31 protein-coding genes and 1 pseudogene are annotated in these 24,159 nt (G+C 67.6%); 15 read left to right on the forward strand and 17 right to left on the reverse strand.

All coding sequences use genetic code 11. From position 1 onward, the window contains the following. Positions 1–35: 35 nt before the first annotated feature. From ABT130_RS01845 to ABT130_RS01860, 4 genes are all read right to left on the reverse strand, one after another. The gene (locus tag ABT130_RS01845) at positions 36–791 is read right to left on the reverse strand and encodes a pyridoxal-phosphate dependent enzyme (RefSeq protein ID WP_350951986.1); all 756 of its coding nucleotides are present in this window, start codon (positions 789–791) and stop codon (positions 36–38) included. Then, positions 788–1,588, reverse strand: coding sequence for a ThiF family adenylyltransferase (locus ABT130_RS01850; protein WP_350951988.1), 801 nt, complete (start codon positions 1,586–1,588; stop codon positions 788–790). Before ABT130_RS01850 ends, ABT130_RS01845 begins: the two co-directional genes overlap by 4 nt. 13 nt (positions 1,589–1,601) lie before the next feature. After that, a complete protein-coding gene (locus ABT130_RS01855; RefSeq protein WP_350951990.1) occupies positions 1,602–2,300 on the reverse strand; it encodes a class I SAM-dependent methyltransferase in 699 nt (232 codons plus the stop codon). A gap of 97 nt (positions 2,301–2,397) precedes the next feature. Further along, the gene (locus ABT130_RS01860; protein ID WP_350951992.1) at positions 2,398–3,162 is read right to left on the reverse strand and encodes a hypothetical protein; all 765 of its coding nucleotides are present in this window, start codon (positions 3,160–3,162) and stop codon (positions 2,398–2,400) included. Positions 3,163–3,422: 260 nt separating this feature from the next. Here ABT130_RS01860 and ABT130_RS01865 point away from each other — a divergent pair, with 260 nt between their 5' ends. Further along, the gene (locus tag ABT130_RS01865) at positions 3,423–3,584 is read left to right on the forward strand and encodes a hypothetical protein (protein ID WP_350951994.1); all 162 of its coding nucleotides are present in this window, start codon (positions 3,423–3,425) and stop codon (positions 3,582–3,584) included. A gap of 353 nt (positions 3,585–3,937) precedes the next feature. Beyond that, positions 3,938–4,474 (forward strand): histidine phosphatase family protein, encoded by a 537-nt coding sequence (locus ABT130_RS01870; protein WP_350952175.1) that lies wholly within the window; start codon positions 3,938–3,940, stop codon positions 4,472–4,474. Positions 4,475–4,493: 19 nt separating this feature from the next. Here the strand turns inward: ABT130_RS01870 and ABT130_RS01875 are convergent, their stop codons facing one another. Then, positions 4,494–5,054: a MarR family winged helix-turn-helix transcriptional regulator gene (locus ABT130_RS01875; protein WP_350951996.1), complete on the reverse strand. Its 561-nt coding sequence runs from the start codon at positions 5,052–5,054 to the stop codon at positions 4,494–4,496. 629 nt (positions 5,055–5,683) lie between these two features. Between ABT130_RS01875 and ABT130_RS01880 the strand changes: the two genes are divergently transcribed. After that, positions 5,684–6,577, forward strand: coding sequence for a slipin family protein (locus ABT130_RS01880; protein ID WP_350951998.1), 894 nt, complete (start codon positions 5,684–5,686; stop codon positions 6,575–6,577). A 75-nt stretch (positions 6,578–6,652) separates the two neighbouring features. On the opposite strand, the gene ABT130_RS01885 is transcribed toward ABT130_RS01880, so the two are convergent. The 4 genes from ABT130_RS01885 to ABT130_RS01900 all read right to left on the reverse strand — a co-directional run bounded on the left by ABT130_RS01885 (position 6,653) and on the right by ABT130_RS01900 (position 9,113). Beyond that, positions 6,653–7,003 (reverse strand): DUF1801 domain-containing protein, encoded by a 351-nt coding sequence (locus tag ABT130_RS01885; protein WP_350923428.1) that lies wholly within the window; start codon positions 7,001–7,003, stop codon positions 6,653–6,655. Positions 7,004–7,017: 14 nt separating this feature from the next. After that, positions 7,018–7,155: a hypothetical protein gene (locus ABT130_RS01890; RefSeq protein ID WP_350952001.1), complete on the reverse strand. Its 138-nt coding sequence runs from the start codon at positions 7,153–7,155 to the stop codon at positions 7,018–7,020. A gap of 130 nt (positions 7,156–7,285) precedes the next feature. Then, entirely contained in the window at positions 7,286–8,230 is a 945-nt protein-coding gene (locus ABT130_RS01895; RefSeq protein WP_350952003.1) for an RNA ligase family protein, read from the reverse strand. A 205-nt stretch (positions 8,231–8,435) separates the two neighbouring features. Further along, positions 8,436–9,113 carry an LLM class oxidoreductase gene (locus tag ABT130_RS01900; RefSeq protein WP_350952179.1) on the reverse strand — a complete coding sequence of 226 codons (678 nt, stop codon included), beginning with the start codon at positions 9,111–9,113 and terminating at the stop codon, positions 8,436–8,438. Here ABT130_RS01900 and ABT130_RS01905 point away from each other — a divergent pair. Then, positions 9,018–9,467: a translation factor GTPase family protein gene (locus ABT130_RS01905; protein WP_350952005.1), complete on the forward strand. Its 450-nt coding sequence runs from the start codon at positions 9,018–9,020 to the stop codon at positions 9,465–9,467. The genes ABT130_RS01900 and ABT130_RS01905 overlap by 96 nt on opposite strands. A 329-nt stretch (positions 9,468–9,796) precedes the next feature. Continuing rightward, positions 9,797–10,591, forward strand: coding sequence for an ArsR/SmtB family transcription factor (locus tag ABT130_RS01910; protein ID WP_350923443.1), 795 nt, complete (start codon positions 9,797–9,799; stop codon positions 10,589–10,591). A 1-nt stretch (position 10,592) separates the two neighbouring features. Here ABT130_RS01910 and ABT130_RS01915 read toward each other — a convergent pair whose 3' ends face one another. Continuing rightward, positions 10,593–11,165: a peroxiredoxin-like family protein gene (locus ABT130_RS01915; protein WP_350952006.1), complete on the reverse strand. Its 573-nt coding sequence runs from the start codon at positions 11,163–11,165 to the stop codon at positions 10,593–10,595. Between the two features lie 69 nt (positions 11,166–11,234). Here ABT130_RS01915 and ABT130_RS01920 point away from each other — a divergent pair, with 69 nt between their 5' ends. From ABT130_RS01920 to ABT130_RS01940, 5 genes are all read left to right on the forward strand, one after another. Beyond that, entirely contained in the window at positions 11,235–11,849 is a 615-nt protein-coding gene (locus ABT130_RS01920; RefSeq protein ID WP_350952008.1) for a TetR/AcrR family transcriptional regulator, read from the forward strand. Between the two features lie 141 nt (positions 11,850–11,990). Continuing rightward, positions 11,991–12,335, forward strand: a complete 345-nt coding sequence (locus tag ABT130_RS01925) for an MmcQ/YjbR family DNA-binding protein (RefSeq protein WP_350923449.1) — start codon at positions 11,991–11,993, stop codon at positions 12,333–12,335. A 29-nt stretch (positions 12,336–12,364) separates the two neighbouring features. Then, positions 12,365–12,586 carry a DUF4158 domain-containing protein gene (locus ABT130_RS01930; RefSeq protein ID WP_350952010.1) on the forward strand — a complete coding sequence of 74 codons (222 nt, stop codon included), beginning with the start codon at positions 12,365–12,367 and terminating at the stop codon, positions 12,584–12,586. Then, a complete protein-coding gene (locus tag ABT130_RS01935) occupies positions 12,514–12,813 on the forward strand; it encodes a Tn3 family transposase (protein ID WP_350952012.1) in 300 nt (99 codons plus the stop codon). Before ABT130_RS01930 ends, ABT130_RS01935 begins: the two co-directional genes overlap by 73 nt. 4 nt (positions 12,814–12,817) lie before the next feature. Next, on the forward strand, positions 12,818–13,009 hold the full coding sequence (locus tag ABT130_RS01940) for an NAD(P)-dependent oxidoreductase (protein ID WP_350952014.1): 192 nt from the start codon (positions 12,818–12,820) through the stop codon (positions 13,007–13,009). On the opposite strand, the gene ABT130_RS01945 is transcribed toward ABT130_RS01940, so the two are convergent. Both ABT130_RS01945 and ABT130_RS01950 read right to left on the reverse strand, forming a co-directional pair. After that, the gene (locus ABT130_RS01945; protein WP_350923455.1) at positions 13,010–13,327 is read right to left on the reverse strand and encodes a hypothetical protein; all 318 of its coding nucleotides are present in this window, start codon (positions 13,325–13,327) and stop codon (positions 13,010–13,012) included. A 2-nt stretch (positions 13,328–13,329) separates the two neighbouring features. Then, positions 13,330–13,580: pseudogene (locus tag ABT130_RS01950) on the reverse strand (argininosuccinate synthase); the annotation flags it as partial. A gap of 247 nt (positions 13,581–13,827) precedes the next feature. On the opposite strand from ABT130_RS01950, the gene ABT130_RS01955 reads away from it, so the two are divergent. The 3 genes from ABT130_RS01955 (at position 13,828) to ABT130_RS01965 (ending at position 16,738) form a co-directional block, all read left to right on the forward strand. Further along, positions 13,828–14,718, forward strand: a complete 891-nt coding sequence (locus tag ABT130_RS01955; protein WP_350952016.1) for a hypothetical protein — start codon at positions 13,828–13,830, stop codon at positions 14,716–14,718. Between the two features lie 278 nt (positions 14,719–14,996). Further along, complete coding sequence (locus ABT130_RS01960) at positions 14,997–15,362, forward strand: ArsR/SmtB family transcription factor (protein WP_350923459.1); 366 nt, start codon at positions 14,997–14,999, stop codon at positions 15,360–15,362. 101 nt (positions 15,363–15,463) lie between these two features. After that, positions 15,464–16,738 (forward strand): MFS transporter, encoded by a 1,275-nt coding sequence (locus ABT130_RS01965; protein WP_350952018.1) that lies wholly within the window; start codon positions 15,464–15,466, stop codon positions 16,736–16,738. 197 nt (positions 16,739–16,935) lie between these two features. Here ABT130_RS01965 and ABT130_RS01970 read toward each other — a convergent pair whose 3' ends face one another. Next, positions 16,936–17,589 carry a recombinase family protein gene (locus tag ABT130_RS01970; RefSeq protein ID WP_350952177.1) on the reverse strand — a complete coding sequence of 218 codons (654 nt, stop codon included), beginning with the start codon at positions 17,587–17,589 and terminating at the stop codon, positions 16,936–16,938. Between the two features lie 172 nt (positions 17,590–17,761). Between ABT130_RS01970 and ABT130_RS01975 the strand changes: the two genes are divergently transcribed. Further along, complete coding sequence (locus ABT130_RS01975; RefSeq protein ID WP_350952020.1) at positions 17,762–18,433, forward strand: enoyl-CoA hydratase-related protein; 672 nt, start codon at positions 17,762–17,764, stop codon at positions 18,431–18,433. Positions 18,434–18,559: 126 nt separating this feature from the next. Here ABT130_RS01975 and ABT130_RS01980 read toward each other — a convergent pair whose 3' ends face one another. The 3 genes from ABT130_RS01980 to ABT130_RS01990 form a co-directional block, all read right to left on the reverse strand. Beyond that, the gene (locus ABT130_RS01980; RefSeq protein WP_350952022.1) at positions 18,560–18,865 is read right to left on the reverse strand and encodes a hypothetical protein; all 306 of its coding nucleotides are present in this window, start codon (positions 18,863–18,865) and stop codon (positions 18,560–18,562) included. A 130-nt stretch (positions 18,866–18,995) separates the two neighbouring features. Then, the gene (locus ABT130_RS01985) at positions 18,996–20,246 is read right to left on the reverse strand and encodes an amidohydrolase family protein (RefSeq protein ID WP_350923469.1); all 1,251 of its coding nucleotides are present in this window, start codon (positions 20,244–20,246) and stop codon (positions 18,996–18,998) included. Positions 20,247–20,355: 109 nt separating this feature from the next. Continuing rightward, complete coding sequence (locus tag ABT130_RS01990; RefSeq protein ID WP_350923471.1) at positions 20,356–20,655, reverse strand: NIPSNAP family protein; 300 nt, start codon at positions 20,653–20,655, stop codon at positions 20,356–20,358. Positions 20,656–20,820: 165 nt separating this feature from the next. On the opposite strand from ABT130_RS01990, the gene ABT130_RS01995 reads away from it, so the two are divergent. Beyond that, positions 20,821–21,114: a hypothetical protein gene (locus ABT130_RS01995; RefSeq protein WP_350952024.1), complete on the forward strand. Its 294-nt coding sequence runs from the start codon at positions 20,821–20,823 to the stop codon at positions 21,112–21,114. A gap of 399 nt (positions 21,115–21,513) precedes the next feature. Here the strand turns inward: ABT130_RS01995 and ABT130_RS02000 are convergent, their stop codons facing one another. Continuing rightward, positions 21,514–24,012, reverse strand: coding sequence for an ATP-binding protein (locus tag ABT130_RS02000; RefSeq protein ID WP_350952026.1), 2,499 nt, complete (start codon positions 24,010–24,012; stop codon positions 21,514–21,516). Positions 24,013–24,159: the final 147 nt, after the last annotated feature.

Consider the following 24,159-nt stretch of genomic DNA (forward strand, 5'->3'; position numbering starts at 1 on the left):
CTGCGGGGCCCGTCTCGCGACCCTTCGGGCAGGCCCTAGCCCCGAGGGCGGCCGTCGTGGGAAATCACCAGCACCTGCTCCGGATTGGCATAGGTGTCCGCGTACCTCAAGAGTGAATCCAGAGCACCCCCACCGGAGTTTTCGGATGGGATGGGAAGCGGGATTTCCTCCTGGTAACTATGGAAAAGGTCCTGGTCGCCCAGATTCTGGAGGGCATAATTCCTCCAGCCGGGAACGGGATCGTCCGCCCTGGCTTGCAATCCCATGACTGAATATCCCCGCGGAGTAAAGACGCGGTGCAATCCCGCGACAGTGGCGCCGGTACCGAATCCGCACATCAAATAGCGAATTTCTGGCCAATTCGCACGGACTTCCCGCAAAAGCTGCGACCCCCATAGCTCCACGCACCTCACCAAAGCCGCGTTGGTGAACTGCCTCGGCCAGAACCAACCCTCCTGCTCGCGCTGAAGGCAAAGCTCGTGAGCCTCCTTGAGGCTCATGATCGTCTGCACCTCGCCACGGAATCCGCGCCTCATGAGATGATCGTGACCGGAGGCATCCGTGATGGCGACGGTCGGCAGCCCTCTTTCCCTCCCGAGCAGATCCAGGGCAAGCGCGGTTGACGAACCGGAGATCTCAACGAATCCTCGGACATCTTTCGGAACCTCTTCAAGGAAGAGCTCGTACGTCAGGTATTTGAGGCTTCCCGATTCGCACATGCCACCCCAAAGCACGGCCGGACCATTCTCGTCGGGTCGGGTGAGGGCGAAAGGTGCATTCATGGCGTTCATGCGGGGACGACCGAGCCTCGGACATAATGGTGGTCAAAGAAATCCACGTATAGGTACTCGGGGTAGGACACCATCTGATCCCGCCCCAGGAGGATGGCACGCATGATCTCGCTCACCATCATCCCGGCCGCGGTGGTGGCTCCGATCACGCACGTGGGAGCGTGCCCGCGCCCGGCGAAGCAGGCATCCCAATGCTTCTGTACGACATAGTCGCCGAGCCTGGGGATGATCTTGGGTAAATCGATGCGCCCATCCGGAAGCATGTAGAGATCCTGGTAAGGAGGTGCTTCGGGCTGGAAAACATGCAAAGCGGCCCCGAAGCCCAGCATCAAGCCGGTCATGATGACGACCCGCTGCTCCCTGCATGCTTGGTGCAGCCATTCTTTCGCCCTGAGGCCGGCGATGTCGATGACTTCCACGACGTAATCCACCGGTTTTCCGTCGAACCCCGAAAGCAAGGAGTCGATATTGCTTTCCGTCACGCCCTCCGCCGCTTTGCGGATTCGCAGCTCCGGGTTGATGTCCTGGCACATTCTCCCGACGACCTCGATCTTTGGCTGACCGACGGTGCTGTCAAAGCTGCCGACCTGGCGATTGGAATTGTGTACTTCGTAAACGTCGAAATCTGCGAGTGTCACCCAACCGAAGCCGAGGCGGGCCAGATCCACCGCGCACTGCCCACCGGCGCCGCCCACTCCGGCCACGAGAACATGGGTGTCCGCGACCCTCTTCATCGATTCTTCGTCCAGAATCCCCAGGTTACGCTGAAACCTGGGATTGACCTTGGAGCCTTCCACCGGAAACCTCACTTCATTTCTGCATGCAAACGTAATAATTCTCGCCGAAGTAGTCGTCGCCATCCGCGACCAGGGGGCGCGAGAAACCCAGGCGTCGCAGGGTGTCCACCAGCTCGTCCACCTCGAAGAACGTCACCATCTCATTGGGGTCGGTGGTCAGTTTCTGAGCGCAGGTCGAATGATGGGCCAGCGCGGCCTGGAGATCCTCGGTGAAACGCCCCTCCGCCTGCCACTCCGCGATGGAGTGTCGAAGCACCTTCTGCAGGTCGGGCCGGCGTTTCGGACCGGTAGCGATCATCACGCCCCCCGGCTTCAAGTGGGAGAAAACCTCGTGCAGCGCCGATTCGACGTCTTGGACGTAGAAAAGGACGTTGTTGAGCAGGACCGCGTCCGCGTCGGAAACAACCCGGGCGGGAAAGCGCTCCACGCTTCCCTCCATGACCGTCCATCGGTCGCGAGCCTCGCCCGACGCGGCCGCCTTCTTGTCATGAGCCCGCTGAAGCATGGCGGAGTTGTTGTCGAAGCCGATGACCCGGTGACCGCGGTCAATCAGTGCCTGGCTGACCAGGCCGGTTCCGCACCCGGCGTCGGTCACGATCCGACGGCCCTCCGTGTCGCGAAGGATCTTGCTGAGCATCCGCTGATAACAGTTCAGCTCGGGAATCATTTGGTCATAGCTCTTGGCGAACTCGGTCCAGATGTTATCGCTCATACCGCTTTCAATTCCCTCGAATCCTTGTTCATGGGCAACGGAGAGGATTCCACTCGCGGCGAAACAAAACAGTTAACGCGGAGATCGGAACCAACGCTTAAGTGATTTCGGCATACCGGTCGGCAGGAGGATCGTCTGCGGGTATGCGGGGGCGCAGCCTCGTGATCGCATGCGGCATCAGGGACAGGGTCTGCGCCCGGCTGCTGTAGGTCAGAAAAAGGGTGTCGTCACGGTGGGCGGGGGGAAACGAGCCGGAATAGCAGAGCACCGTATTCGCGAAACCATAGGCGTCCACGAGGCTTTGCCTGACCGCGTTCTTCGAGAACACGATCCCCGTGTCCCAGTCGCTTCTGAACAGGTCCAAGGTGAGTATCTTGGCCAGCGGAAGCAGGAGGCCGGGGATTTCCCTTCCCCGCCAGCTCGGATGCACCCAGTGTCCGCCATAGTGCGCCACCCTGCCGGATATGATGGGTGTCTCCGCCGGCAGAACGAGGTCCAGCGACTGTTCCATCCCGAGGGGTGGCGGATCGAACCACAGCCGCATGGAGCTTATGTAACGGCTGAAGTCCGCCGTGTATATCATTCGCACGGCGATGCACGCGACCGTCGATCCGCCGCGGTCCCTGATATCCAACCAGTAGCTGTTCTGGGCGGAGACGGGACTGTGCGCCGGGTCAAAAGTCGGATTTATGCCGTCGGCGTGAACCGCGGTCCGCATGTGGCGGACCCAACTTGAAATATCCGTATGGTATTCCAGAGTCAGGCCCCGTTGATTCAGCCAGCCTTCGGACTCGTTCAGGAACTCGTTCAATGTGGCGGCGACGGCAGCCGAATTGCGACCTATCTCAAGAACCTGGCCCACCAAGATTCCAACCTCCGACCGGGGTATGGCTCGACGGACTGCTTTCGCTGGGCAGGTCAACGTTCCATGTGCTCCCGCCGGGCTCCGTGACCTGGCGGGGACGGTGAGGTTTCCTTGCCGGGGTCACGTACCACGGCAGGACCGCCATGAACTTTCTGCGGGCTTCGGCCTGCTCCATGGCCGAAGCCCGCGGCGCGCATGTCATCGAATGTCGGGAGACATTGTGAAGGTGCCTGTCCGGCACCGCATGGTCTTCCGTCATGGAGCTCGCTGAAACACATTCTTTTCCATGCGGCGAATCCCAGGTCTCCCCTGATTCGCTTGATGATGATCGTTTCCAGGGCCTGTCTGGTTCTTCGTGCAGGAAAGCCGTCATCGTTCTCTTTCTTGCAATAATTGATTTACCTGCCGCGATGGCCTGATCCGCATTGGAATTTCGATCGGCTTTGCCGTGGTGTGAAACCGGTCACTTCGCGGCAAGATTGTCCAGCTCTGGTTGAGGAATACTTGGAGTCTTCTTGAGGGAGCTCCGTATGCCCTGGTCATAGGGGGACAGTCGAGGCGGGACCACGGACGGGGTGGGGGTTGTTAGACGTGCCTTCCCCTCATATCGTGAAGATCTGATGATCTATCCGTACTGGTCGATCTGGCGCGATCCGATCACCTCGGTCCGCAACGAGATCGTGTTCGCCGGATACACCGACTACCTGCCGGGACTGCGTTCTCCCTGTTCAACGGCCTGTTCGCGAGAGGTTTGGAGCCGGGTGTGGCAACGATGATCGTGTACGAGACGCACTCGATCACGACCGACAACGAGGTCGGAATCGCGACCGGCTGGTTACCGGGAGAGCTGTCGTCGCGAGGCCGTGAGCTGGCTCGGGAGCTTGGTGAACGCCGCCGCCATGATGGCTTGGCCGCGGTGTTCACCTCTGATCTTCGTCGTGCCGTGCAGACCGCGGAGCTCGCTTTCGCGGGCACCGACATTCCGATCTATCAGGATGAACGGCTGCGCGAATGCGACTACGGCGAGTGGAACGGAATGCCCGTGGCGCGGCTGGCCGTCGAAAGATCCCGGCATATCGACGTGCCGTGGCCGGGCGGGCAGAGCTACCGGCAGGTCGTCGAGCACACCCGTGATTTCCTGACGGATCTTGCCGGGCTATGGGACGGCAGGAGGGTGCTGGTGATCGCACACTCGGCCAACCGGTGGGCGCTGGACCATCTGCTCGGCGGGCGAACACTGGAGGATCTGGTGGATGAGGAGTTCGCCTGGCGGGAGGGCTGGGTCTACGAATTGCCCGGGAGATGGTGAGGCGAAGCCGCGCCGCGTCTCACGGACTCCCGTCCTTTCGATGATCCTTCGCGTGTTGCCCGGCACCCTCCGGAGACACGCCGGGGGGATCACCGGTGTCCTTCCTGCGGTGTGTCATCCCAGGCGGGATGTTGAGTATCGCGTCCATGCGCCGTAACTCGTCGCGGTGCAGCGCGCTCAGGCGGGTCAGGACCTGTTCTCCCTCCGGTGTCAGCGACACCCGCACCGCCCTGCCGTCACTCGGGTGCGCGCTCCGCTCCACGAGGCCCTGCGCCTGTGCCCGATTGACCAGTTCGACCACGCTGTGGTGGCGTAGCTGGAGGGAGTCGGCGAGCTCTCGCACGGTCGCCCACCCGCGGCCGGGAAACCCCTTCAGCGCCAGCATTAGCTGGTACTGCTGCGGGGTGAGGCCGTTCCTCCGTGCTGTCTCCTCGCTGAAACGTAGATAGCGGCGGATCTCAAAACGGAACCGGGCCAACACCTCGAAATCCCGCTTCGTCAGGGGTTCGAGTCCCGCCCCGTCGTCCTCGGCCGCCGCCGCGTCATGACGCGGCGGCTTCTCGGTCTCACGATCCGCCATGTCACAAATATATCGTGATACGACATGTTTGTGCCGCGGCCGTACGTCCGGGCCGCCCTCCTGGAACGTACCTCGTGGCGATCATCGGCCTGTCGCGGGCAAGTCGCCGAGTTCCATGTGCGGGCGCGGTGATGCAGGTGATGCAGGCGTGATCCGGGTGAGAGGAAGGCCGGATCTGCTCGGCGAAAAGGTGCATATCGGGCACTTTGTATCGCGCTACGATAGAAAGGTCCGAACAGGGAGGTAGTGAGGCCGCGCCTGACGGACAGGCACCTCTGGGAGGTGTGTCGTGCCCAGTGACCGTGAACGCGAGGCGGCGCGCGAGATCCAGCGCCGGTTACCGGTCGAGGACCCGGGCTTCGCACGGCCCTTTGCCGCCGACGCGCGGCACCCGCACCGCGCGCCGTCCGGCCTGATCCGGGGGAGTCGCCCGATATCGCCGGTACTCGGGATGACGCTCCAGATGATCCCGCCCGGTGATGAGATCACTGATCGGCGCCGATCTGGGGGGCGTGGCACCGGGTGCGGCGGCAGGTGTCACCGTCCGCCGCGAGCGGGATCCGCGAATCGGTCATCGATCCAAGAGGTCTTTGGAACGGCGGGACCCAGGGGAGACGTAGGAGGATGAAATGATCACTACCGTCATCTATGTGCTGATCGCGATCGTGGTGCTGGGTGCGATATGGCTGAAGGCCGGTGTGCGGATCGTCAAACAGTTCGAGCGGGGCGTCGTCTTCCGGTTCGGACAGGTCCGCCCCGAGCTCCGCGCTCCCGGACTCGCCCTGATAATGCCGGTCGCCGACCGTCTGCAGAAGGTCAACATGCAGGTCATCACCATGCCGGTGCCCGCCCAGGACGCCATCACCCGGGACAACGTGACGGTTCACGTGGACGCCGTCATCTACTTCCGGGTCGTCGACCCGGTGCGCGTGGTGGTCGGTGTCCAGGACTACGAATCCGCCATTCGCCAGGTCGCGCTGGCCTCGCTGCGGTCGATCATCGGCAAGAGCGAGCTGGACGATCTGCTGTCCAATCGGGAGCGGCTCAACCAGGGCCTGGAGCTGATGATCGACAGTCCGGCTGTGGGCTGGGGCGTGCACATCGACCGCGTCGAGATCAAGGACGTGGTGCTCCCCGAGTCGATGAAGCGGTCCATGTCGCGACAGGCCGAAGCGGAACGTGAGCGGCGCTCCCGCATCATCACCGCCGAGGGCGAGCTGCAGGCCTCGAAGAAGCTGGCCCAAGCCGCCGAGACGATGGCCCTGCACCCCGCCGCACTGCAGCTACGCCTACTCCAGACCGTCGTCGAAGTCGCCGCCGAGAAGAACTCCACCCTGGTGTTGCCCTTCCCGGTCGAACTGCTTCGCTTCCTGGAACGGGCAACACCTTCCGAGTCCGGCCAGGCCGCCGCGCACTCCAGTCCGGCGCTGTCCGGGGGCTTGCCGGCACCGGTCGGCCAGCACCTTCCAGGCACCCGCATCCCCAACCAGGTCGCCCCCAACGCCGCGGAAGCCGGCCGGTAGGCCGTACCCGACTTCGCCACCGGGCGCCGCCCCCGAAGCGCCGGTCATCGGGGGCAGATGGAGGGCTCGCGGTCGTCAGTTCTGGTCGAGGTGGACGGCCTGGGCGATGTAGTCGCGCAGGGCCGTTTCGTTCATCCCGTCCAGCGTCTTGATCTTGATGTGTCGGGTCTTCTTGCCGACTCCCTCCAGCAGCCCGTGGGCGTCCTCGAACTCCGCGCCCCGCTCGAAGGCGAAGGTGAGGTGGGTCTTGCTCTGGCTGATGACCGCGAGGTTCCTCGTCGCGCGCCAGGCGGGGGAGCCGTGGGTGAGGCACTCGACGGCGTCCGGGGCGCAGTCGGCCATCAGCTTCCGCAGGGCCGCGACGATCTCCTGATACTTCGGCTGAAGTTTGGTCTCGACGTAGGCGTCGACCTCGGTGCTGCTCATGATCTGCGTCTCCCTTACTGCGCGGTCGAGAAGTTCATGTGGGTGGCCTCCCGGAGGTGGCCGGCGAACCGGTCGTCGAAGGCGAACCCGGGCTCGGTGAGGAAGCGCCGGGAGATGGCCAGGTCTTTCGCGGGGAGGTCGATGAACGGCATCGGAACCCCCGTTCTCGATTTCAGTACTGGACCGTACAGTACTGATGGAAGACTGGACTGTCCAGTACTAATTTGGAGGTATGAAAGAAGTGCCGGCCGCCTCCGCCGGGAGCGCGGCGACGATCCGTGCTCACGCCTGATGGTGATCACTGATCGCGACCCCGCGGATGGATGCCTGCAGTTCGGCCTCCTCCTCGTCGCCGAGCGCCGCCATGGCCGAGGGGAAGGTCGCCGACAGATCCACCATGATGTCGAGGACCACCTCATCCAGGAGCTCGTCGAGGGCCGACGGTCCCACCTTGGATCGCGCGCCGGCCAGTCGCGGCCCGTTGACCATGGCCCGGGCGACCTGGCGTAGTTCCTCGGGAGTAAGGATCACCTGCGGGTCCCAGGGGCGGCTCTGGTCGAAACGTTGCTCGTCGAATTCCTCGATCTTCAGCTTGACGGTCGGCCTGCGGTCGGGAGGCAGGGGGACATCAGGCCGCAGGACGATCCCCTCGGCGAGGTTGTCCGGCACGTCGGGCAGGCCGAGTGCCTGCGGCACCCGGCTGGGGAACCGGACCGGCAGGGCATCGAGCTCCGACCGGGTCCCTCTGCCGAGAATCGGCACAACGTCGAGCTCGGCGTCGGCGGCGATCGAGGCGACGTCCGCGTACGGCAGGAAGACGCCGGGATCTCCGGGATCCCGGTGGCGTAGCACGTCGAAAAGGGCAAAGCGGATTTCCGGGCTGTACCAGACCCCCGTTTGAACCGGAGTGATGCCCGGCATCGGCGAGACGTCGGGGTGGGGGTAGTGGCCTCCGTACAGCTCGCCGTAGACGCGTACGGCCGCGCCGCCCCGAGCCAGGGCGGCCTTCGCGGCCTTTTCGAGGTGACCGCGCAGAAGTTGCCAACCGAAGAACGGCTCGTCGTCGCGCAGCCATGCCTTGCGCTTGCCCACGAGCGTGTTCCGGCCGTCGTGGGCGATCACCATTTGAGCTCCGTGCACCTTCTCGGTCGCCACCCAGGGGCCGCCGACAACCGCCCCGCCGGACCGCTCGGTCGTAGGGATCTTGGGGTAGGCCAGGTGTCGCATTGGAGCAGTATGACCAAGACGAGCGCAGAGGGCACCCGATATACCGAGCCGAACGGCGGCTCGGGATCGCGGGCGCCGTACGGGATGACGGACGCCGGCTGCTTCCGCAGGCGTGACCGCGTAGACCCCCGCCCGCTACGCCGTACGCGCGGATGACGAGGAGCCGGCGGGGGCCGTCGTTCAGCCGCCGGCGGTCAGGTGCGTGTCAGGCGGCCCTCGCCAGCTTCGGCCGGGTGATGCCGAGATGGTCGCGGAGCGTCGTCGTCGCGTACTCGGTCCGGAAGAGCCCGCGTCGCTGCAGAACGGGGATGACCTGGTCGACGAACGCGTCGAGCTGCCGGGTGTGCTGTGGGACGAGGACATTGAAGCCGTCGGCCGCGCCACCGCGGAACCAGGCCTCCAGCTCGTCGGCGATCTGCTCGGGGGTGCCGACCGGGGGCCAGTGGATGACACCGAGGCTGCGGTACACCGTGTTGGCGAAGCGGCGCAGGCTCACACCCTCCTCCAGCGCCCACGCCCTGAGCCGCACCAGCCGGGTGACACCGCCCTGGTAGCCCTCGACGGCGGGGAAGTCGTCGACGGGCACCGGACCTTCGGGGTCGGCGGTGCTGAGGTCGAGCCCCAGTTCCCGACCGAGCCGCGCGATGTTGCCGCCGTCGTCCAGGATCAGTTCCTCGAGCTCGCCGTGGACGCGGCGGGCCTCGGCCTCGGTCGAGCCGACGTAGGGGACGACGCCCGGCAGGACGGCGAGATCGGTGGACGGGTACCGCGGGAGTACGTCCGGGCGGTGGAGGCCGGTTGCCGGGACGCCCTGGTCGAGGGGCCACTCGGCGGGCATCCGGTGACCGGCCTGCGGGTCACGCTGACCGACGGAGCCACCCACGCCAAGGACTCCTCGGAGATGGCGTTCCGGACGGCAGGCCGGCTCGCGCTGCGGGAGGCGCTGCGGACCGGCGTGATGGCGTTGCTGGAACCGCTGGCCGAGGTCACGGTCACCGTGCCGGACGACGCCGTCGGCGGGGTGCTGGGCGATCTGTCGGCACGGCGCGGCCGGGTCTCCGGCTCGACCGCGCGGGCAGGCACAGTGGTGATCACCGCGACCGTGCCGCTGGCCGAGCTGTTCGGCTACGCGACCCGGCTGCGCAGCCGCACCCAGGGCAGGGGAACCTTCACCACCCGGCCCAGCGGGTACGCCCCGGTGCCGAGCACGGTGTCATACGGGACGCCGTCCCGGTAGAGCCCGGGGGTGGCCCCGCCCGCACACGGGCGGAGCCACCCCCGGATCTTGGATCAGGCGGCCCCGCTGGTGCACTTCATGAACACCTACGGCCGGGGGAAGGTCATGTTCGGCACCGACCGGCCGCGCCCTCGCGCAGGTCGAGCGGCTCGGCCTGAACGATGAGGCCCGGGCCGGCTTGCTCGGGGGGAGCCGTCCGGCGCGCCTTCCGGCCGCGCCGGTGGCGGAAGGCTGACGGACGGGTCTTCGGGGGAATCGTTGACATGCAGCCAATTGGCTGCCTATATTTTTTTGGCAGCCAGATGGCTGCATGTTTGGGGTGGCATGAGATGGACGAGGTTTTCAAGGCGCTGGCCGATGCCAGCCGCCGCCGGCTGCTCGACAGTTTGAACGCCCGCAACGGGCAGAGCCTGCGTGAGCTGTGTGCCGGGCTGGACATGGCCCGGCAGTCGGTCAGCAAGCACCTGGCGGTGCTGGAGGCGGCCGACCTGGTGACCACGGTGCGGAGTGGCCGGGAGAAGTTGCACTACCTCAACGCCGCGCCGATCAACGCCATCGCCGAGCGCTGGATCGACCGGTACGACCGTGGCCGGGTGCGCGCGCTCGCCGACCTGAAGAGAGCATTGGAGCAGGAACCGATGGGCAACCCCGAGTTCGTCTACACGACCTACATCAGCACCACGCCGGAACGGCTCTGGCAGGCGCTGACCGACCCCGCCTTCACCCGTCGCTACTGGGGGGTCGGCTTCGAGTCGGACTGGAAGGTGGGATCGACGATGACCTGGGAGGAGCGCGGGGTGAAGATCGCCGACCCCGAGCAGGTCGTTCTCGAATCCGACCCCTACCGCCGGCTGGCCTACTCCTGGCACACCTTCACCCCGGAGTTCGCCGAGGTCTGGGAGCTGGGTGCGGAGGTCGCCGCCCAGTGGGCCAAGGAGCGCAGGTCGAAGGTGACCTTCGACATCGAACCGCTCGGCCGGATGGTCAAGCTGACCGTCGTCCACGACGGCTTCGACCCCGGCAGCACCCTGCTGGAGGGTGTCGGCGAGGGCTGGCCGCACATCCTGTCCGGCCTCAAGACGCTGCTGGAGACCGGCGAGCCCCTCCCCGGCGAGGGTGACTGATTCAGCGGGTCTCCGCCCGGCGTACGCGGGCCGCCAGGGTCAGTACCTCGTCGAGTGGCCACTGGTCGTAGGCGTGCTCGCCGTACTTACCCGCGACCACCCGGCCGTCGGGGGCGATCAGGAAGTCGGCGGGGAGTCCGAGCCGCCCGCCGCGCGGCCGGATGGACGGTAGGCGCTCCTGCCCGCGGGCGACCGTCCAGACACCGCGTACGACGGCCAGGACGATCGTCGCCCAGACCCGGGGGTCTAGCAGCGCGCGGGGCGCCTGTTCCACGCCGAACTCCGCGTACAGCTTCTTGTCCGGGTCGGCGACGACGGCGAACGGCAGGCCCGTGGCGTGCTCGGCCAGTTCCTCGGCGGGGGAGTGGAACACCACCACCTCGCGGATTCCGGCGGCCTCGATCTCGGCGTGCCGGGTGACGAAGGAGCGCAGGTGCAGGTTGCAGACCGGGCAGCCGGCGAAGCGCCGGAACTGCAGGTGAACGAGATGGTCCCGGTCCGGGACGGGGGCTGCGGGGCCGGTGACGGATGACAGTTCGCGGGCGGAGACGGTGGAGCCAGGCTGGAGACGCATCGGAACTCCCTCGTAGGCGTACGGCATATACCTACGATTGTAGGCGTATACCGTACACTTTCAACCGCCATGCCACGCCCGCGCTCGCTCACCCAGGACCAGATCGCCGCCGCCGCCCTCGCCGTCATCGACCGCGACGGCCTCGCGGCCCTGTCGATGCGCGCGGTCGCCGCGGAGCTCGGAATGAGCGCGATGGCGCTCTACCGCTATGTCGGCGACCGCCAGGAAGTGGAGGGGCTCGTGGTCGAGCTGGTGCTCGGCGGCGTCGACGTCTCACCGCCGCCGGGGACGTCATGGCGCGAACGGGTCACCACACTGGTCGGCAGGTTGCGCGACCAGGTGGGCGCGCACCCGCACGTCGTGCCGCTGACGATGACCCATCGGCATCGTTCCGCGGGGGTGCTGCGCTGGTCGGAGGCGGTGCTCGGCATCCTCACCGAGGCCGGCCTGGCGGGTGCGGACCGGGTCATCGCGCTGCGCGGCCTGCTGAGCTACGTGATCGGCGCGGTCCAGCTGGAGCATCTGGGCCCGCTGTCGGGCGCGGGCACGACCGTCATCGCCGGGCTCGCCCCTGCCGACTTCCCGTACATGGCCGAGACGGCGGGGCACGCGCGTCTTGTCGGTGCCGACGAGGAGTTCTACGGCGGCCTCGCCATCGTGCTGCGCGGGATGCGCGATACCTGATCCGAGTGGGTGGCGGGTGCGCGAGAGGCTGAGGGGGCCGTCCATCCGCCGCGTGTGTCCCGGCCCAGGCCGTGCCCGCGGTGGCCTTCGACGGCGGGGCGGTTTCGCGGGATTGTCGGAGCGCTCTGATAGACGTGGCCCATGGGTGTGAGTGTTGGTGAATTCCTGGAGATGCTCGACAGGCTTCCCGAGGTTCAGCAGAGCGACTCCGGCAGCTGGACCTCGCTGAAGGTCCGAGGCAAGGGTTTCGGCTATATCTGGGGAGACACGGAGACCGTGGGTCTCAAGGCGACGATCGATGAGCAGATCGCGCTGGTGGCGGAGCGGCCGGAGGTGTTCGAGGTCCAGTTCACCGCGGGCCGGTTCGGCTGGATCGTGGTGCACCTCGCGAAGATCGATCCGGATGAGCTGTTCGAGCTGGTCACCGAGGCGTGGTGCCTGACGGCCCCCAAGCGGCTGGTCGACGCGCACGAGGCCGGGCGGTAGTTCTGCGACATGTCGGGGGCCGGCCTGTGATGGGGCTTGATCGACTCGATGTGCCGGTCGAGGTGCTGGACTTCGTGGCCGAACAGCTCGGCATCACCGATCCGTCGCAGGTGAAGAAGTACACCGAGCGGACCGAGACCCGGTTCGACCATCAGTGGGAGATCCGCCGGGTACGCGGATGGAAGGCGAGCTGTACCACCGTTACGAACGCGGCCTGGAAAACCAGTTCGGCGTTCTCGGACTCGTCCTGAACTGCGTCGTTCTGTGGACCACGGTCTACCTGGACGCCGAGGTCCGCCAACTGCGCGCCCAGGGCTACCCGGTCCGGGAGGAGGACATGGCCCGGCTGTCGCCGTTCGTCAACCGATACCTCGGGGTGCACGGCGCCTACAGCTTCGCGTTGCCCGATCTGGCCCCCGGCACGATCCGCGAGCTGCGCGACCCCGACACCCCCGATGACGACGAAGACGAAGTCTGAGGACGTGCTCGCTCGACTGGACGATCGTGGCCCGCCACGCCTGCTCGACACCCCGGCGCACGGGGACTACCGCACGCGGGTCGACGACGCGGTGCGCGGCGGCTCCGCCATCGCCCGCGCCGACCTCGCAGACGCCGTGCTCCGCGTCCTGCCCGACCCAGGCACCTACCGCCACACCGTCGACGTGGCCTACTGATCAGCGTGGGCGGCTGAGGGCGGCCTCGGCCAGATCCGTCCATTTCTCGGCCGAGGAGTGGGGCACGACCACCCAGTCCTTTATCGTCCTGCCCTGCCCCGAGGGGTCAAACAGGGACGCCCCGGCCAGCTGGAGCGCGGCTGTGTGTTCGGGGGTGTCCCTGACCAGCCGGAACACCATCGCGCCGTCGCGCTGCAGGCTCGCGAACACCTTCCCCGCCTGATCTTTGAGCGCGGGACTCCCCATCATCCTGGAGATCCCTACACCCAGGTCGGCCAGCTCGGCGCCGACCTGCTTGAAGTCCTCTTCCGCGCTCATCGTCAGTCGGTCCCAAACTCCATGGCGGCGTGGTCGGGGCTCTTCCCGCGCGACGCGATCGCCTCGGCCCCGCCTTCCGGCAGCACGGCGATCAGGGTAGTCGTCCTGGCGGCACCGATCAAGGCCGGATGCGGGGTGCCGACCATGCCGAGCCCGGCGTACATCTCCAGCTTGGCGCGGGAGTCGGCGATGTCGAGGTGCGTATGGTCGGCTGGCCGATGCGGTCGACGGGGCCGAACGCGGAGTCAGGGGTCGGAGAACAACGGACCGGAAACGTACGTTAAGGGGCAACAGCACAGTTCAGTGGCAGTGTGAGGATGGTTGAGCGCATCGCGGTAACCGTACGTTTCGATGTGGAAAGTACTCGATTGCGCCGCAGCCTGGCCGACCGCACAGCCCCTACCGTACTTGTGAACCGATCCAGCTTTCATGGAGGCTCTGATGTGCCTCCTGACGCGCGGCTGAGCGAACCGCGCCGCCTGCCGGCACGTCTACCGATCATGAGGATGCTTCCAGCCGCACTGCTCATCGTGCTCGCGACGGCCTGCGGTTCCACCCGAGCACCGGTCACTGCCGACGAGTTCACGGACCGCGCCCATGAGGTCGCCGAACGCTGGCAGAGTTCGGCGGAGAGAGAGCCCTGGATCGTGGGGTTCGTCCCGCTGCGGAACCTGACCTTGGAGCCCGGTTGGGAACGCATGCCCCGCTGGGTCGGACAGAGCATGATCAACAGCGCCTGGAAGCTGGAGACCGAGCTCCCGGTCGAGGTGCCCGCCCCGGCCAAGCTACGCTGGGCCGATGAGAGCACGCTAAGCGTGGCGGTGCTGACGGCCACAGCCGCCTACGCCGGGCTCAGCAAGCCCAAGTCCTTCGTCGACGAGAAGTGCCCGGCCAAGGGCTGCCGGCCACTGCGCGTGATCGCGGTGGCGCGGGGCAAGGCCACGATGCCCAGCAGCCGGGGGGACGTGCAGGTACCGACGTGGGACTTCACCGTGAAGGGCGTGCCGGAACCGTTCCGGCGGGTGGCGGTGGACCCGGCCGCGATGGGCGGACCGCCCCGGCCACTGGACGACGGGATCCAGGAGGTGCACACCTACGAGGTGCGCGCACCGACTGAGCTCCAGTTGAGTTACGTGCACGGCACTTGCGACACGACGTACGGCTCGCGCGCCCATGAGACGCCCGAGGCAGTGGTCGTGGACGTCGACGTCCGGCGCGACGACAACGTGGAGGACTGCAACGCGATGGGGAAGACGGACCGGATCGGCGTCACGCTGCGCGAGCCCTTGGGCCGCCGGGTGGTGCTGGACTCCAGCAGCGGGGTGCCCCTGCTGCCGCAGAGCGACATCCGCCTGGTCGAGTTCCAGAACTATGACCCGCGCCGCTCCTAGCCCGGCGACACGTACTTGCAGGGCTGCAGCGTGTGGCTCTGCGGCCGAGCTATTCGCAGCGTGACTCGCAGAAGGTGACGAGCGACCGAGGCGAACCTGGCGCAACGCCCGAGCCCAGCCCACGACGAACTTCGCCGCCAGCTCGCCGATCAGAGGCTGGACCAGTTACCCGACCAAGGTTGCGTGACGGGCCACTAGCAGCGGCGTGTACCTCGCACTGCCTGCGACGTGGTCGGATCATGGAAGAGAGGGGATGTCCACCGCCCTACGATGGCTGCATGTCAGAGCGCGAGCGCCCTTCGTCCTCCTCTGCCGTGCATCGGCACCAGCGGACTCCTGATCGGGAACAGTTGGAGAAGGCGAGTGCGGTGTTCGCCCTGCTGTCCGATCCCACGCGACTGCATCTGTTGTGGCTGTTGGCCGCGGGGGAGGCGGACGTGACAGACCTGGCTACGGCCAGTGGCGCGGCCCGGCCCGCTGTCAGCCAGCATCTGGCCAAACTCCGTCTGGCGAACCTGGTGCAGTTCAGGAAGGAGGGCCGCCGCGTGGTGTACTCGCTGCGCGACGGGCACCTGCGCAGCCTTGTGGTGGAGGCGCTGAACCATGCCGACCATAAGGTGACCGGCGAACCCTGGCACTCCTGAGGCCCGAACGGGGAATTCCTCCGCCCTCCCTACTGTTCAACGCGTGCATAACTGCGCACATAAGCACGTTGAAGGCCGCTGTGGCCTGAGAGGGCGGGGTCATGTTCTTCGTACTACGTAATCGCACCTACCGGCACCTGTTCGCCGCGCAGGCCATCGCCCTGGTGGGCACCGGGCTGGCGACCGTGGCGCTGAGCCTGCTCGCCTACGACCTGGCCGGGGCGAGCGCCTCCGCGGTGCTCGGTACCGCTCTGGCCATCAAGATGGTGGCCTTTGTCGGCATAGCCCCAGTGATCAGCGCTTTCGCCGACCGCATCCCGCGCCGGACCCTGCTGGTGGCCGCCGACCTCATCCGCGGCGGCGTCGCGCTGGCCCTGCCGTTCGTCACCGAGGTGTGGCAGATCTACGTCCTGATCTTCCTCCTTCAGGCCGCCTCGGCGGCCTTCACCCCGACCTTCCAGGCGACCATCCCCGAGGTGCTGCCGGCCGAGCGTGACTACACCCGGGCGCTGTCGCTGTCTCGGCTCGCCTACGACATGGAGAGCCTGTTCAGCCCCGTGCTCGCGGCCGGGCTGCTGACCCTGATCAGCTACAACTGGCTGTTCTTCGGAACCGTCCTGGGGTTCTTGGCCTCGGCCGCGCTGGTCGTATCCGTCGTCCTGCCCAGGCCGACACCGGTCCGGCGCAGCGGCGGCGCCTTCGCCAAGGCCACCTACGGCGCCCGGCTCTTTGGGGCCACGCCGCAGCTGCGCGCCCTGCTCGCCCTGAACATGAGCGTCGCGGCCGCCGGCGCCATGGTCATCGTCAATACCGTCGTCCTGGTCCGCGATCACCTGGACCGCACCGCAGGTGACGTCTCGATCGCACTCGGCGCGTTCGGGGCCGGATCGATGGCCGTCGCCCTGCTGCTGCCCCGCGTGCTGGACAGGCTCAGTGACCGCAGGGTGATGCTGCCCGCGGCTGTCGCTCTCTTCGTGGTCCTGGGCGCGTTCACCGTCGGCCTGGCGGCAGGCGTCCTGTCGTGGTCATGGCTGCTGATCGCATGGGCGCTGCTGGGCGCCGCGACATCCGCGGTGCTTACTCCGACCGGTCGCCTGATCCGGCGCGCCGTGCCGTCCGCCGACCTGCCAGCCGCCTTCGCGGCGCAGTTCTCCCTCTCCCACGCGGCCTGGCTGCTCACCTATCCACTGGCCGGGTGGTTGGCCTTCAGCGTCGGGATGGTCGCGGCCGCCGCCGTACTTTCCGCGATTGGTTTCGTCGCCACCGCAGCGGCCTGGGCTCTTTGGCCCACTGAGGCGGCAGTCCGCTCCGCCGCCGCGCCCAGCTATCGGCTCACCCGAAGTGACACCGAGGAGGAGCATCAGCTGGCCGCTTGATGGGGTGTCGGTAAGAAATGTGTCCTGCGCCCCAAACCGTAGGATTCCCGATGAGCAGCGGCGCCTTGTACAGGCGCTGCAAGGTGCGCCGGGCCGGGTTTGTTCACCAGGAGGTTTCGGCTCGGTTCATCAGCATGGGTCACACTCCTTTGGGGGTCGGCGGCCCGCCCTGCGCGGTGCTCGTGCCCGTGCCCTCTTCATCTCCTTCGGTCTGCGGCTCGGGGGAGCGCGCTTGGTGCCGGGGCCGCCTGGTCCTGCTGGAGAACGGGGCGGCCGCCACCGGCGAGCTCGGGGACGTGTTTGTAGAGCGTGGTGCGGCTGACTCCCGGCAGTCGGGCGATGGAGGAGACGGTGTTGCCGGGGCGGCTCAGCAGATCGTGGGCGTGGCGGATCTGCTCCGGAGTCATCGCCGGGGGTCGACCCAGGCGCTGGCCGCGCATCCAGGCGGCGTCCAGGCCCTCCCGCGTTCCCTCCACGATGAGCTCGCGGATGAATTCCGCCAGAGCGGCGAAGACGTGGAAGACCAGGCGGCCGCCGGGGGTGGTGGTGTCCAGCGCCTCGTGCAAGCTCTTGAATCCGACGCCGCGCTTGCGCAGGCCGGCCACGATCGCGATGAGGTCTTGCAGGGAGCGGCCCAGGCGGTCCAGGAAGGGCACCACGAGGATGTCGCCGGCGCGCAGGTAGTCCAGAGCCTCCCTGTGCTTGTGGCAGGGCTTCTGGGCGGAGGTGAGAGCGGTCCGATGGCCCGCCGGTGGCGGACGGGAACCGGAAGGGGGCTTTTCGTCACGCCGGGTTATGACTCCCTCCTCGGGGCTGATCCTGCGGACAAGTGAGTCGCTTCCATGTACTATGCGATTCGCCGTAGTTACTCGCTAGTAGCGTCGTTGCTGACGCAAGCTCCTGCCGGTCTTCGACGTCAGGAAGGTGTTCATGTTCGACGGCTCGCTCGTCGCGGGTGCGGCTGCCGGCCCCCGCCGGGCCGGGTCAGGTGCGCATGAGCGACAGCCGCGAAAGGAATCAGTCATGCCCACGCTCGACCGTCAGGACGACGTCTTCATCCTCGACATCGGGGACACCGAGAACCGTTTCCACCCCGACTGGATCGCCTCCGTCAACGCCGCGCTGGACGAGGTGGAGAAGGCGGAGGGGCCCCGTGCCCTGGTGACCGTCGCGACCGGCAAGTTCTTCTCCAACGGCCTGGACCTGGACTGGCTGTTCGCCCATGCCGACCGGCACCAGGACTACGTGGTCGGCGTCCACGAGCTCCTGGCGCGGATGCTGGCCCTGCCGATGGTCACCGTGGCCGCCCTGCAGGGGCACACCTTCGCGGCCGGCGCCATGTTCTCCCTGGCCCACGACTTCCGCGTGATGCGCGCCGACCGGGGCTACTGGTGCCTGCCGGAAGCCGACATCAACATCCCGTTCACCCCGGGTATGTCCGCGCTGATCCAGGCTCGGCTGACCCCGCAGACCGCGCACGAGGCGATGACCACCGCACGTCGCTACGGCGGCCATGACGCCCTGGCCGCCGCCATCGTCGACCGCGCGGTGGCCGAGGACGCCGTGCGGCAGACCGCCATGGAGATCGCTCGCGCCCAGACGGCCAAGAGCGGCCCCACCCTCGGCACCATCAAGGCCCGCATGTACGGGCCCGCCATGGAGAGGCTGCTGGAGAAGGACAACCCCCTCGGCTGAGCGGTCGAGGTCCAGCGGCCGACGGCCGGACGCTCACCGAGGAGGGCGTCGTCCAGGCCCGCCGTAGCACGGGTATCGCCGGCAGGCGGGGACCCTCCGGCCGGAGGGACCCCGCCCGAGCGGTTCTCAGCGCTTGTTCACTCGCAGGGACACGATCGTGCCCGGGGGGAGGGTGGCGGTGGAGGTGACCCCCGCGGGCTGCCACGGCCCCACGTTGTAGACGTATCCGACGGCCGGGTTGACGTGGAGGACGGTCACGGCGACCTGATGCTCTCCGGTGCCGCTCGCGCAGTAGCTGGAAACCGTCGATCCCGCTACCTGGGTGATGCAGTTGTCCGGGATCGCGTGGGCGGTGGAGGCCGTGCTCATCAGAATGGCGGTGGTGAGCAGTGCGGTGCTGGAAAGGGCCGTGGCCCACTTCCTTGGTTTCACGTGTGCTTCCTCCGTGCTTCTCGGTGCGGCGGAAGTGTCCCGCAAGGTTTCCTTTAGGAAACTTTCCTATAGAAAAAGATACCTGCCTGCGAGAATGCGTCAATAGCCACCTGTGACGCTGCTGTCCCCCTCAGTGCGGGACACCGGCTCCGAAAGCGGTGTGCCGGGTGGACGAGGCCACGACCCGGCCCGCGACGACGACGTGGCGGGGCGGCGAGTGCCGGGTCAGGGCCTCACGAAGGGTCCGCCCCTCAAGGACGACGAGGTCGGCGGGAGCCCCGGGTTCCAGACGGTGGGCGGGCAGGCCGACGACCCGCGCGGCATCGACGGTCACCATGTCGTACAGCCGTTCCAGGGCGGCGTCGGTGCGGGCGTCGAGCAGGTGCGCGGCCAGGAACGCCACCTCCAGCAGGTTGTGCCGCCCGAACGGGTAGTAGGCGTCCTCGATGTCGTCCTGCCCCAGCGCGACCGGAACCCCGGCGCCGGCCAGCTCGAAGACCGGTAGATGGAGCGGTCCGGTGTGCGGGTCGCTGACGAAACCGAGCCCCGCCGCACGGCACAGTCCGGCCAGGCGCCGCAGGTACGGCTCGGGATAGAGCGCCATCGCCCGCGCGTGCTGGGCGCTGCCACGCCCGATCATGTTCCGCTCCAGCAACTCCCGCGCGAGCATCTCGGTCGTCCGCAGCCCCGGGTCCCCGGCGTCGTCGACCAGCATGGCGACGCGCAGCCCATGCCGCCGCGCGAGATCGACCATGCGTCGTACGTGCTCGGCGGCGTCGGCGTCGGTCCACTCGATCCACGGGATGCCGCCCACCACGTCGGCGCCGAGCCGTACGGCCTCGGTGACCAGTTCCTCGGTGCCTGGCTCGCGGAGCAGGCCGTCCTGCGGGAACGCCACCACCCGCACGTCGACCACGCCGCGGAACTCCTCGCGCAGCGCCAGCAGCGCCTCCACCCCGGTCAGCCCCGCCGCCGGATCGATGTCGGCGAATGCCTGCACGGCCCGGACACCGTGCCGTACGGACTCCACCAGCACCGGCCGGGCCCGCTCCAGGACGGCCTCCCGCGTCTGACCGGCCTTGACGGCGGCGGCCGTCTCGATGGCTCCCATCGCGGCCCCCATGGTGCCGTCGGTGTACTCCGACAGCGCGACGGGACCGGCCGCGTCGAGGGTGTGCGCCTTGCACAGGTGCAGGTGGGCGTCCACGAAGGGCTCGGTGACCAGGGCGCCGTCGGCATCGATGGTCACCTCGGCCGCCGGGCCGAGATCGGGGTCGTCCTCGGCGACGAGGCTGAGCAGCCCGCCTGTCGCCGCCAGCGACCACCTGCCGGGACGGCCACGGAGGGAGGCGTTGCGGATGAGGAGATCTGGAGTGTCCATACGACAGCACGGTAGAAGCGCACCCACGAGCTCCGGGACGGCCAGACCTGCCAAGCCGCGTATCGCGAAGCGACAGGTGTGGGTGACGGTCGAACCGTCCCCGTCGGCCTCAGTCGACGGGGGTCACGTCGCGGATGATCCGGCCCACCAGGTAGAGCGCCGGGTCCACGTCCATCGCAACGCGGCGGGGGGAGTCCCAGTACTCCTGGTTCCGCTCCTGGAAGCTCTCCGGACCGTCGTACGAGAGCACCCAGATGAACTGGTTCCGCTCGTGATCCAGCCAGGCGCCGTGGACCTCGAACCCGAATTCGCGGCGGAGCGGCACGACCTGCGAGTGCCACTTCTCCACCCATTCCTCCAGCAGGCCCTCCTGGATCGTGTAGATGCGATGCTGAAAGGTCCTGGCCATGTCGTCGCCTTCCGTGTCGGGTCGGATACGGGGCCGCCTGTGATGAAGATCGTACGACTACCGAGCCGGATCACGCGCGGGACCACTCCGGCCCGGTCCAGACCCGACGCGAGGTCGGGAGCGGAAGATCGGCTTACGCCGGCTCCGCCGGCCCGCCCTCGGCGGGTGCCGGTGTCAGCGGCCGAGCGGGTCCAGGTTCTCCAGCAGGGTCTGGACATGCAGGGTCTCGACGTGGTCGGTGCCGAAGACGAAGGTGATGCCCCGTCCTTCACCCCGTGCCGGAGCACCTCAAGGGCGCCCTCGTCGTCGATCGCCTTCGCCACCACGTCGGCGAGCCGCCGCGCGGCCCCCTCGTCGTCCCCGGCCTGCATGGTGACCAGCCGTTCCCACTCCTTGCGCTGGCTGGTCCGCACGAAATGCAGCAGCTCGGTGGTGTTCAACCCGAGCTCCCGCTCGTAGAGGTGGTTCGCGCCTCTCAACCAGCCCGCCCCGAGCAGCGCCGACTCGATCGCGTCCTCGAAGACCTTCTCGTGATGTACGGGGGACACGATCACATTTCCTTCGACACTGATCCGTCATGGGCGTGCCCGCCGTCACACCTGCGGGCCTTCGGCCTGGCGGAGGGAGGATTACGTGAACGCGATACACAGACATGCTGTGTCATGTGAAGTGACAACGACATCGTTATCGAGATTTTCGCCGAGGTCTGGCGCGGCGAGCCCGGGGGCCGCCCGGTCCATGGGTGAGCCTGTGGCGCAGCTCGCGCGGGGTCTGGGGACCCGCGCGTACACGCTGCACTATCGGGTGCGGATGGGACCGGTTCGCCGAGCGGCGCGATAGCGGTTCCCGGCGGTCTCCTCACCCCTGATTCGTGAGCGGGAGGCGGAGGATGAAGCGCGCGCCGCGGGTGGGCGGGGCTTCTACGTGCAGGGTCCCGTGGTGGGCGTGGGCGATGTCGCGGGCGATGGCCAGGCCGAGGCCGGTGCCTCCTGTGTCGCGGCTGCGGGCGGTGTCCAGCCGGGCGAAACGCTGGAAGATGTTCTCGCGTTCTGACGCTGGGACTCCCGGGCCGTCGTCGGTGACGGTGAGCTCGGCGCTGTCACCGCTGCGGCGCAGCCCGACATCGACGCGGCCTACCGCGTGGCGCTGGGCGTTGTCGAGCAGGTTGGTCAGTATCCGGCCGATCTGCCCGGGGACGGCGTCGACTATCACGCCGGGTTCGAGCCGGAGCCGCACCGGGTGCAGATCGTGCATGCGGCGGGGCACCTCGGTCTCGATCAGCCGTGCCAGGTCGACGTTCTCCAGCGCGGCGGCCTGGTCGGCCCCTTGCCTAGCGAGTTGGAGGAGGTCGGTGGTGATGGCCTGCAATCGGTCCACATCGCCCAAGGTGTGTTCGAGCAGTTCGCCGAGGTCGGTCTCCTCAGGGTGGAGTTGCGCCTCCTCCAGCTGGGCTCGTAGCCCGGCCAGCGGGGTGCGCAGCTCGTGGGAGGCGTCGGCGGTGAAGCACCGCTGCCGTTCGAGGGACTCCCGCAGCCCCGCCTGCAGGTGTTGCAGCTCCTGGACGCGGGTGTGCTCCACCTCGTAGAGGCGGGCTCGTACCAGGGCCTGGGAGATCAGCCCGCTGAGCGCCGTGAGCAGCGTACGCTCCTCGCCGGGGAAGTGGTGGGGCCGGTCGAAGGAGATCACGCAGCACCCCCGGTACTGGCCGGGCACGAGCAGCGGCAGGATCGCCCAGGCGTTCTTCTCCGAGTCGTCGACGCTCCTGCGGGCCATCCAGCGGGCGAGGTTCGGATAGCGCTTGTCGTGCTCGGCCCTGGAGGTGATGAAGACCGGGGCACGCGATCGCAGGGCGTCGGAGAGGGGGGACGGCTCCATGAGCACCTGGTCCTCCAGCCGGTCAAGGATGTCCGCGGCGTGGTTGAAGGCTCCGGCCACATGCAGGCGATCGTGGTCGACGGTCAGCACGATCAGTCCCGCCGCGCCGAACGGCGGCAGCACCCGCTCGGCGATGACCCGCACGAGGTCACGGGCGGTCACGGCGTCGCCGAGGGCTCGGGTCAGCTCCTGGACCCAGGCGGTTCGCTCGGCGGCGGCCTGCTCGGCGGCCTCGCGCTCGGCGTCGCGCAGGCGCTTGTCGGTGACGTCGGCGAGATAGAGGGTCAGGCCGTCGGGCACCGGCACCAGCCGCACGTGGTACCAGCGACTGTCGGTCGGCCACTGCACGTCGAGAGTGGCGGGCTCCCGCTCGGCGGCGGCCCGGTGGCACGCCGCCCGCAGGTCGGGCGACTTTCCTGTCGGCAGGTCCCACAGCACCTGACCGTAGGGGTCGGTGACCCCCAGGAGGCGCTCGGCGTCGAGGTTGACGAAGGTGATCCGCCAGTCGCGGTCCACCGCGAGGAAGGCGTCGCTCATGTAGCGCAGCGCGTGGCTGACCGACTCGCGGGCGATACGGCTCTCCGTGGTGTCCCAGACCGTGCCGATCATGTGTGCCGGCTCGCCGGCCTCATCCAGTACCAACCGGCCGCGTTCCTGCACCCAGCCCGTGGTTCCGTCCGGGCGGCGGGCACGATACTCGATCTCGAACAGTCCCCTGGTGCGGACGGCCTCCTCGGTTGCGGTCATCACCCGGGGATAGTCATCTGGGTGGATGAGGTTGACCCAGTAGTCAATGGTGTGGGGGCCGCTGTCCACATCGATCCCCATCACGGTTAGGCCGGCCTCGTCCCAGCGCAGTTCGCCGGTCAGGATGTTCCAGTCCCAAGATCCGATCCTGGTCGCCTTCAGCGCCTGCCGGAGATGAGAGTCGGTGGAGAGGTCCTGCCGCCGCGGGTATCCGCTGTCTGAGTCGGATCCGGCCAGCCGCTGGGCCAGCCAGTCGGCCAGCGATCGCAGGAACGCCCGCTGGCGGCCGGTGGGCTTGGCGGGCCCGCAGGATAGTACGGACAGTACGCCGACCGGCGCGTCGCGGACGCGCAGCGGCACGGCCGTCAGGGTCGCGGTGGGCGGTATGGCCGCGGACGTCTCCTCAGCGCTCTCGCGCCCGGCGCCTGGGGCGACGGACGTGCACACGGGCGCTCCGTCGCGCAGCGCCCGGACGATGACGTTCCGGATCTCCTCCCCCCACGTCTGCAACTGGGCGGGAGGCACCCCGGAGGCCACCAGCAGGCGCGGCCCCCCGCGGACGACCCGCGCTCCGGACCAGTGCACCATCCCGCTCAACCCACGCAGTTCGGCGACCGCCTGGTCCAGCGCGTACTTCAGCACCTCGATCTCGCCGAGGCCGACGGAGGCGAGCGCGAGAGTACGCAGCCGCTGATCCTCCTCGGAATCGGCGCCCCAGGTTTCGTTCCTCGCCATCCTCTTGCCCCCCAACTGCCACAACAGAGGCACGGCGTCGGACAGATGTTCTTTGCGCTTCCGACAGCGGACGAACTATTTTCCGAATTTATCATAGTAACGACTGATTTTCGGAAAAAAGCAAAGCCTCTGGCGAGCGGAGGCTCG

The sequence above is a fragment of the Streptosporangium sp. NPDC001681 genome (genome assembly GCF_040298085.1).
Classification (GTDB): Bacteria; Actinomycetota; Actinomycetes; order Streptosporangiales; family Streptosporangiaceae; genus Streptosporangium.

Coding starts and splice junctions, on each gene's coding strand:
- ABT130_RS01845 (WP_350951986.1), bottom strand. CDS start 791: ATGAACGCCATGAATGCACCTTTCGCCCTCACCCGACCCGACGAGAAT.
- ABT130_RS01855 (WP_350951990.1), bottom strand. CDS start 2,300: ATGAGCGATAACATCTGGACCGAGTTCGCCAAGAGCTATGACCAAATG.
- ABT130_RS01865 (WP_350951994.1), top strand. CDS start 3,423: ATGGAGCTCGCTGAAACACATTCTTTTCCATGCGGCGAATCCCAGGTC.
- ABT130_RS01870 (WP_350952175.1), top strand. CDS start 3,938: ATGATCGTGTACGAGACGCACTCGATCACGACCGACAACGAGGTCGGA.
- ABT130_RS01875 (WP_350951996.1), bottom strand. CDS start 5,054: ATGGCGGATCGTGAGACCGAGAAGCCGCCGCGTCATGACGCGGCGGCG.
- ABT130_RS01880 (WP_350951998.1), top strand. CDS start 5,684: ATGATCACTACCGTCATCTATGTGCTGATCGCGATCGTGGTGCTGGGT.
- ABT130_RS01885 (WP_350923428.1), bottom strand. CDS start 7,003: ATGAGCAGCACCGAGGTCGACGCCTACGTCGAGACCAAACTTCAGCCG.
- ABT130_RS01890 (WP_350952001.1), bottom strand. CDS start 7,155: ATGCCGTTCATCGACCTCCCCGCGAAAGACCTGGCCATCTCCCGGCGC.
- ABT130_RS01895 (WP_350952003.1), bottom strand. CDS start 8,230: ATGCGACACCTGGCCTACCCCAAGATCCCTACGACCGAGCGGTCCGGC.
- ABT130_RS01910 (WP_350923443.1), top strand. CDS start 9,797: ATGGACGAGGTTTTCAAGGCGCTGGCCGATGCCAGCCGCCGCCGGCTG.
- ABT130_RS01915 (WP_350952006.1), bottom strand. CDS start 11,165: ATGCGTCTCCAGCCTGGCTCCACCGTCTCCGCCCGCGAACTGTCATCC.
- ABT130_RS01920 (WP_350952008.1), top strand. CDS start 11,235: ATGCCACGCCCGCGCTCGCTCACCCAGGACCAGATCGCCGCCGCCGCC.
- ABT130_RS01925 (WP_350923449.1), top strand. CDS start 11,991: ATGGGTGTGAGTGTTGGTGAATTCCTGGAGATGCTCGACAGGCTTCCC.
- ABT130_RS01930 (WP_350952010.1), top strand. CDS start 12,365: ATGGGGCTTGATCGACTCGATGTGCCGGTCGAGGTGCTGGACTTCGTG.
- ABT130_RS01935 (WP_350952012.1), top strand. CDS start 12,514: ATGGAAGGCGAGCTGTACCACCGTTACGAACGCGGCCTGGAAAACCAG.
- ABT130_RS01945 (WP_350923455.1), bottom strand. CDS start 13,327: ATGAGCGCGGAAGAGGACTTCAAGCAGGTCGGCGCCGAGCTGGCCGAC.
- ABT130_RS01955 (WP_350952016.1), top strand. CDS start 13,828: ATGAGGATGCTTCCAGCCGCACTGCTCATCGTGCTCGCGACGGCCTGC.
- ABT130_RS01960 (WP_350923459.1), top strand. CDS start 14,997: ATGTCAGAGCGCGAGCGCCCTTCGTCCTCCTCTGCCGTGCATCGGCAC.
- ABT130_RS01965 (WP_350952018.1), top strand. CDS start 15,464: ATGTTCTTCGTACTACGTAATCGCACCTACCGGCACCTGTTCGCCGCG.
- ABT130_RS01975 (WP_350952020.1), top strand. CDS start 17,762: ATGCCCACGCTCGACCGTCAGGACGACGTCTTCATCCTCGACATCGGG.
- ABT130_RS01985 (WP_350923469.1), bottom strand. CDS start 20,246: ATGGACACTCCAGATCTCCTCATCCGCAACGCCTCCCTCCGTGGCCGT.
- ABT130_RS01990 (WP_350923471.1), bottom strand. CDS start 20,655: ATGGCCAGGACCTTTCAGCATCGCATCTACACGATCCAGGAGGGCCTG.
- ABT130_RS02000 (WP_350952026.1), bottom strand. CDS start 24,012: ATGGCGAGGAACGAAACCTGGGGCGCCGATTCCGAGGAGGATCAGCGG.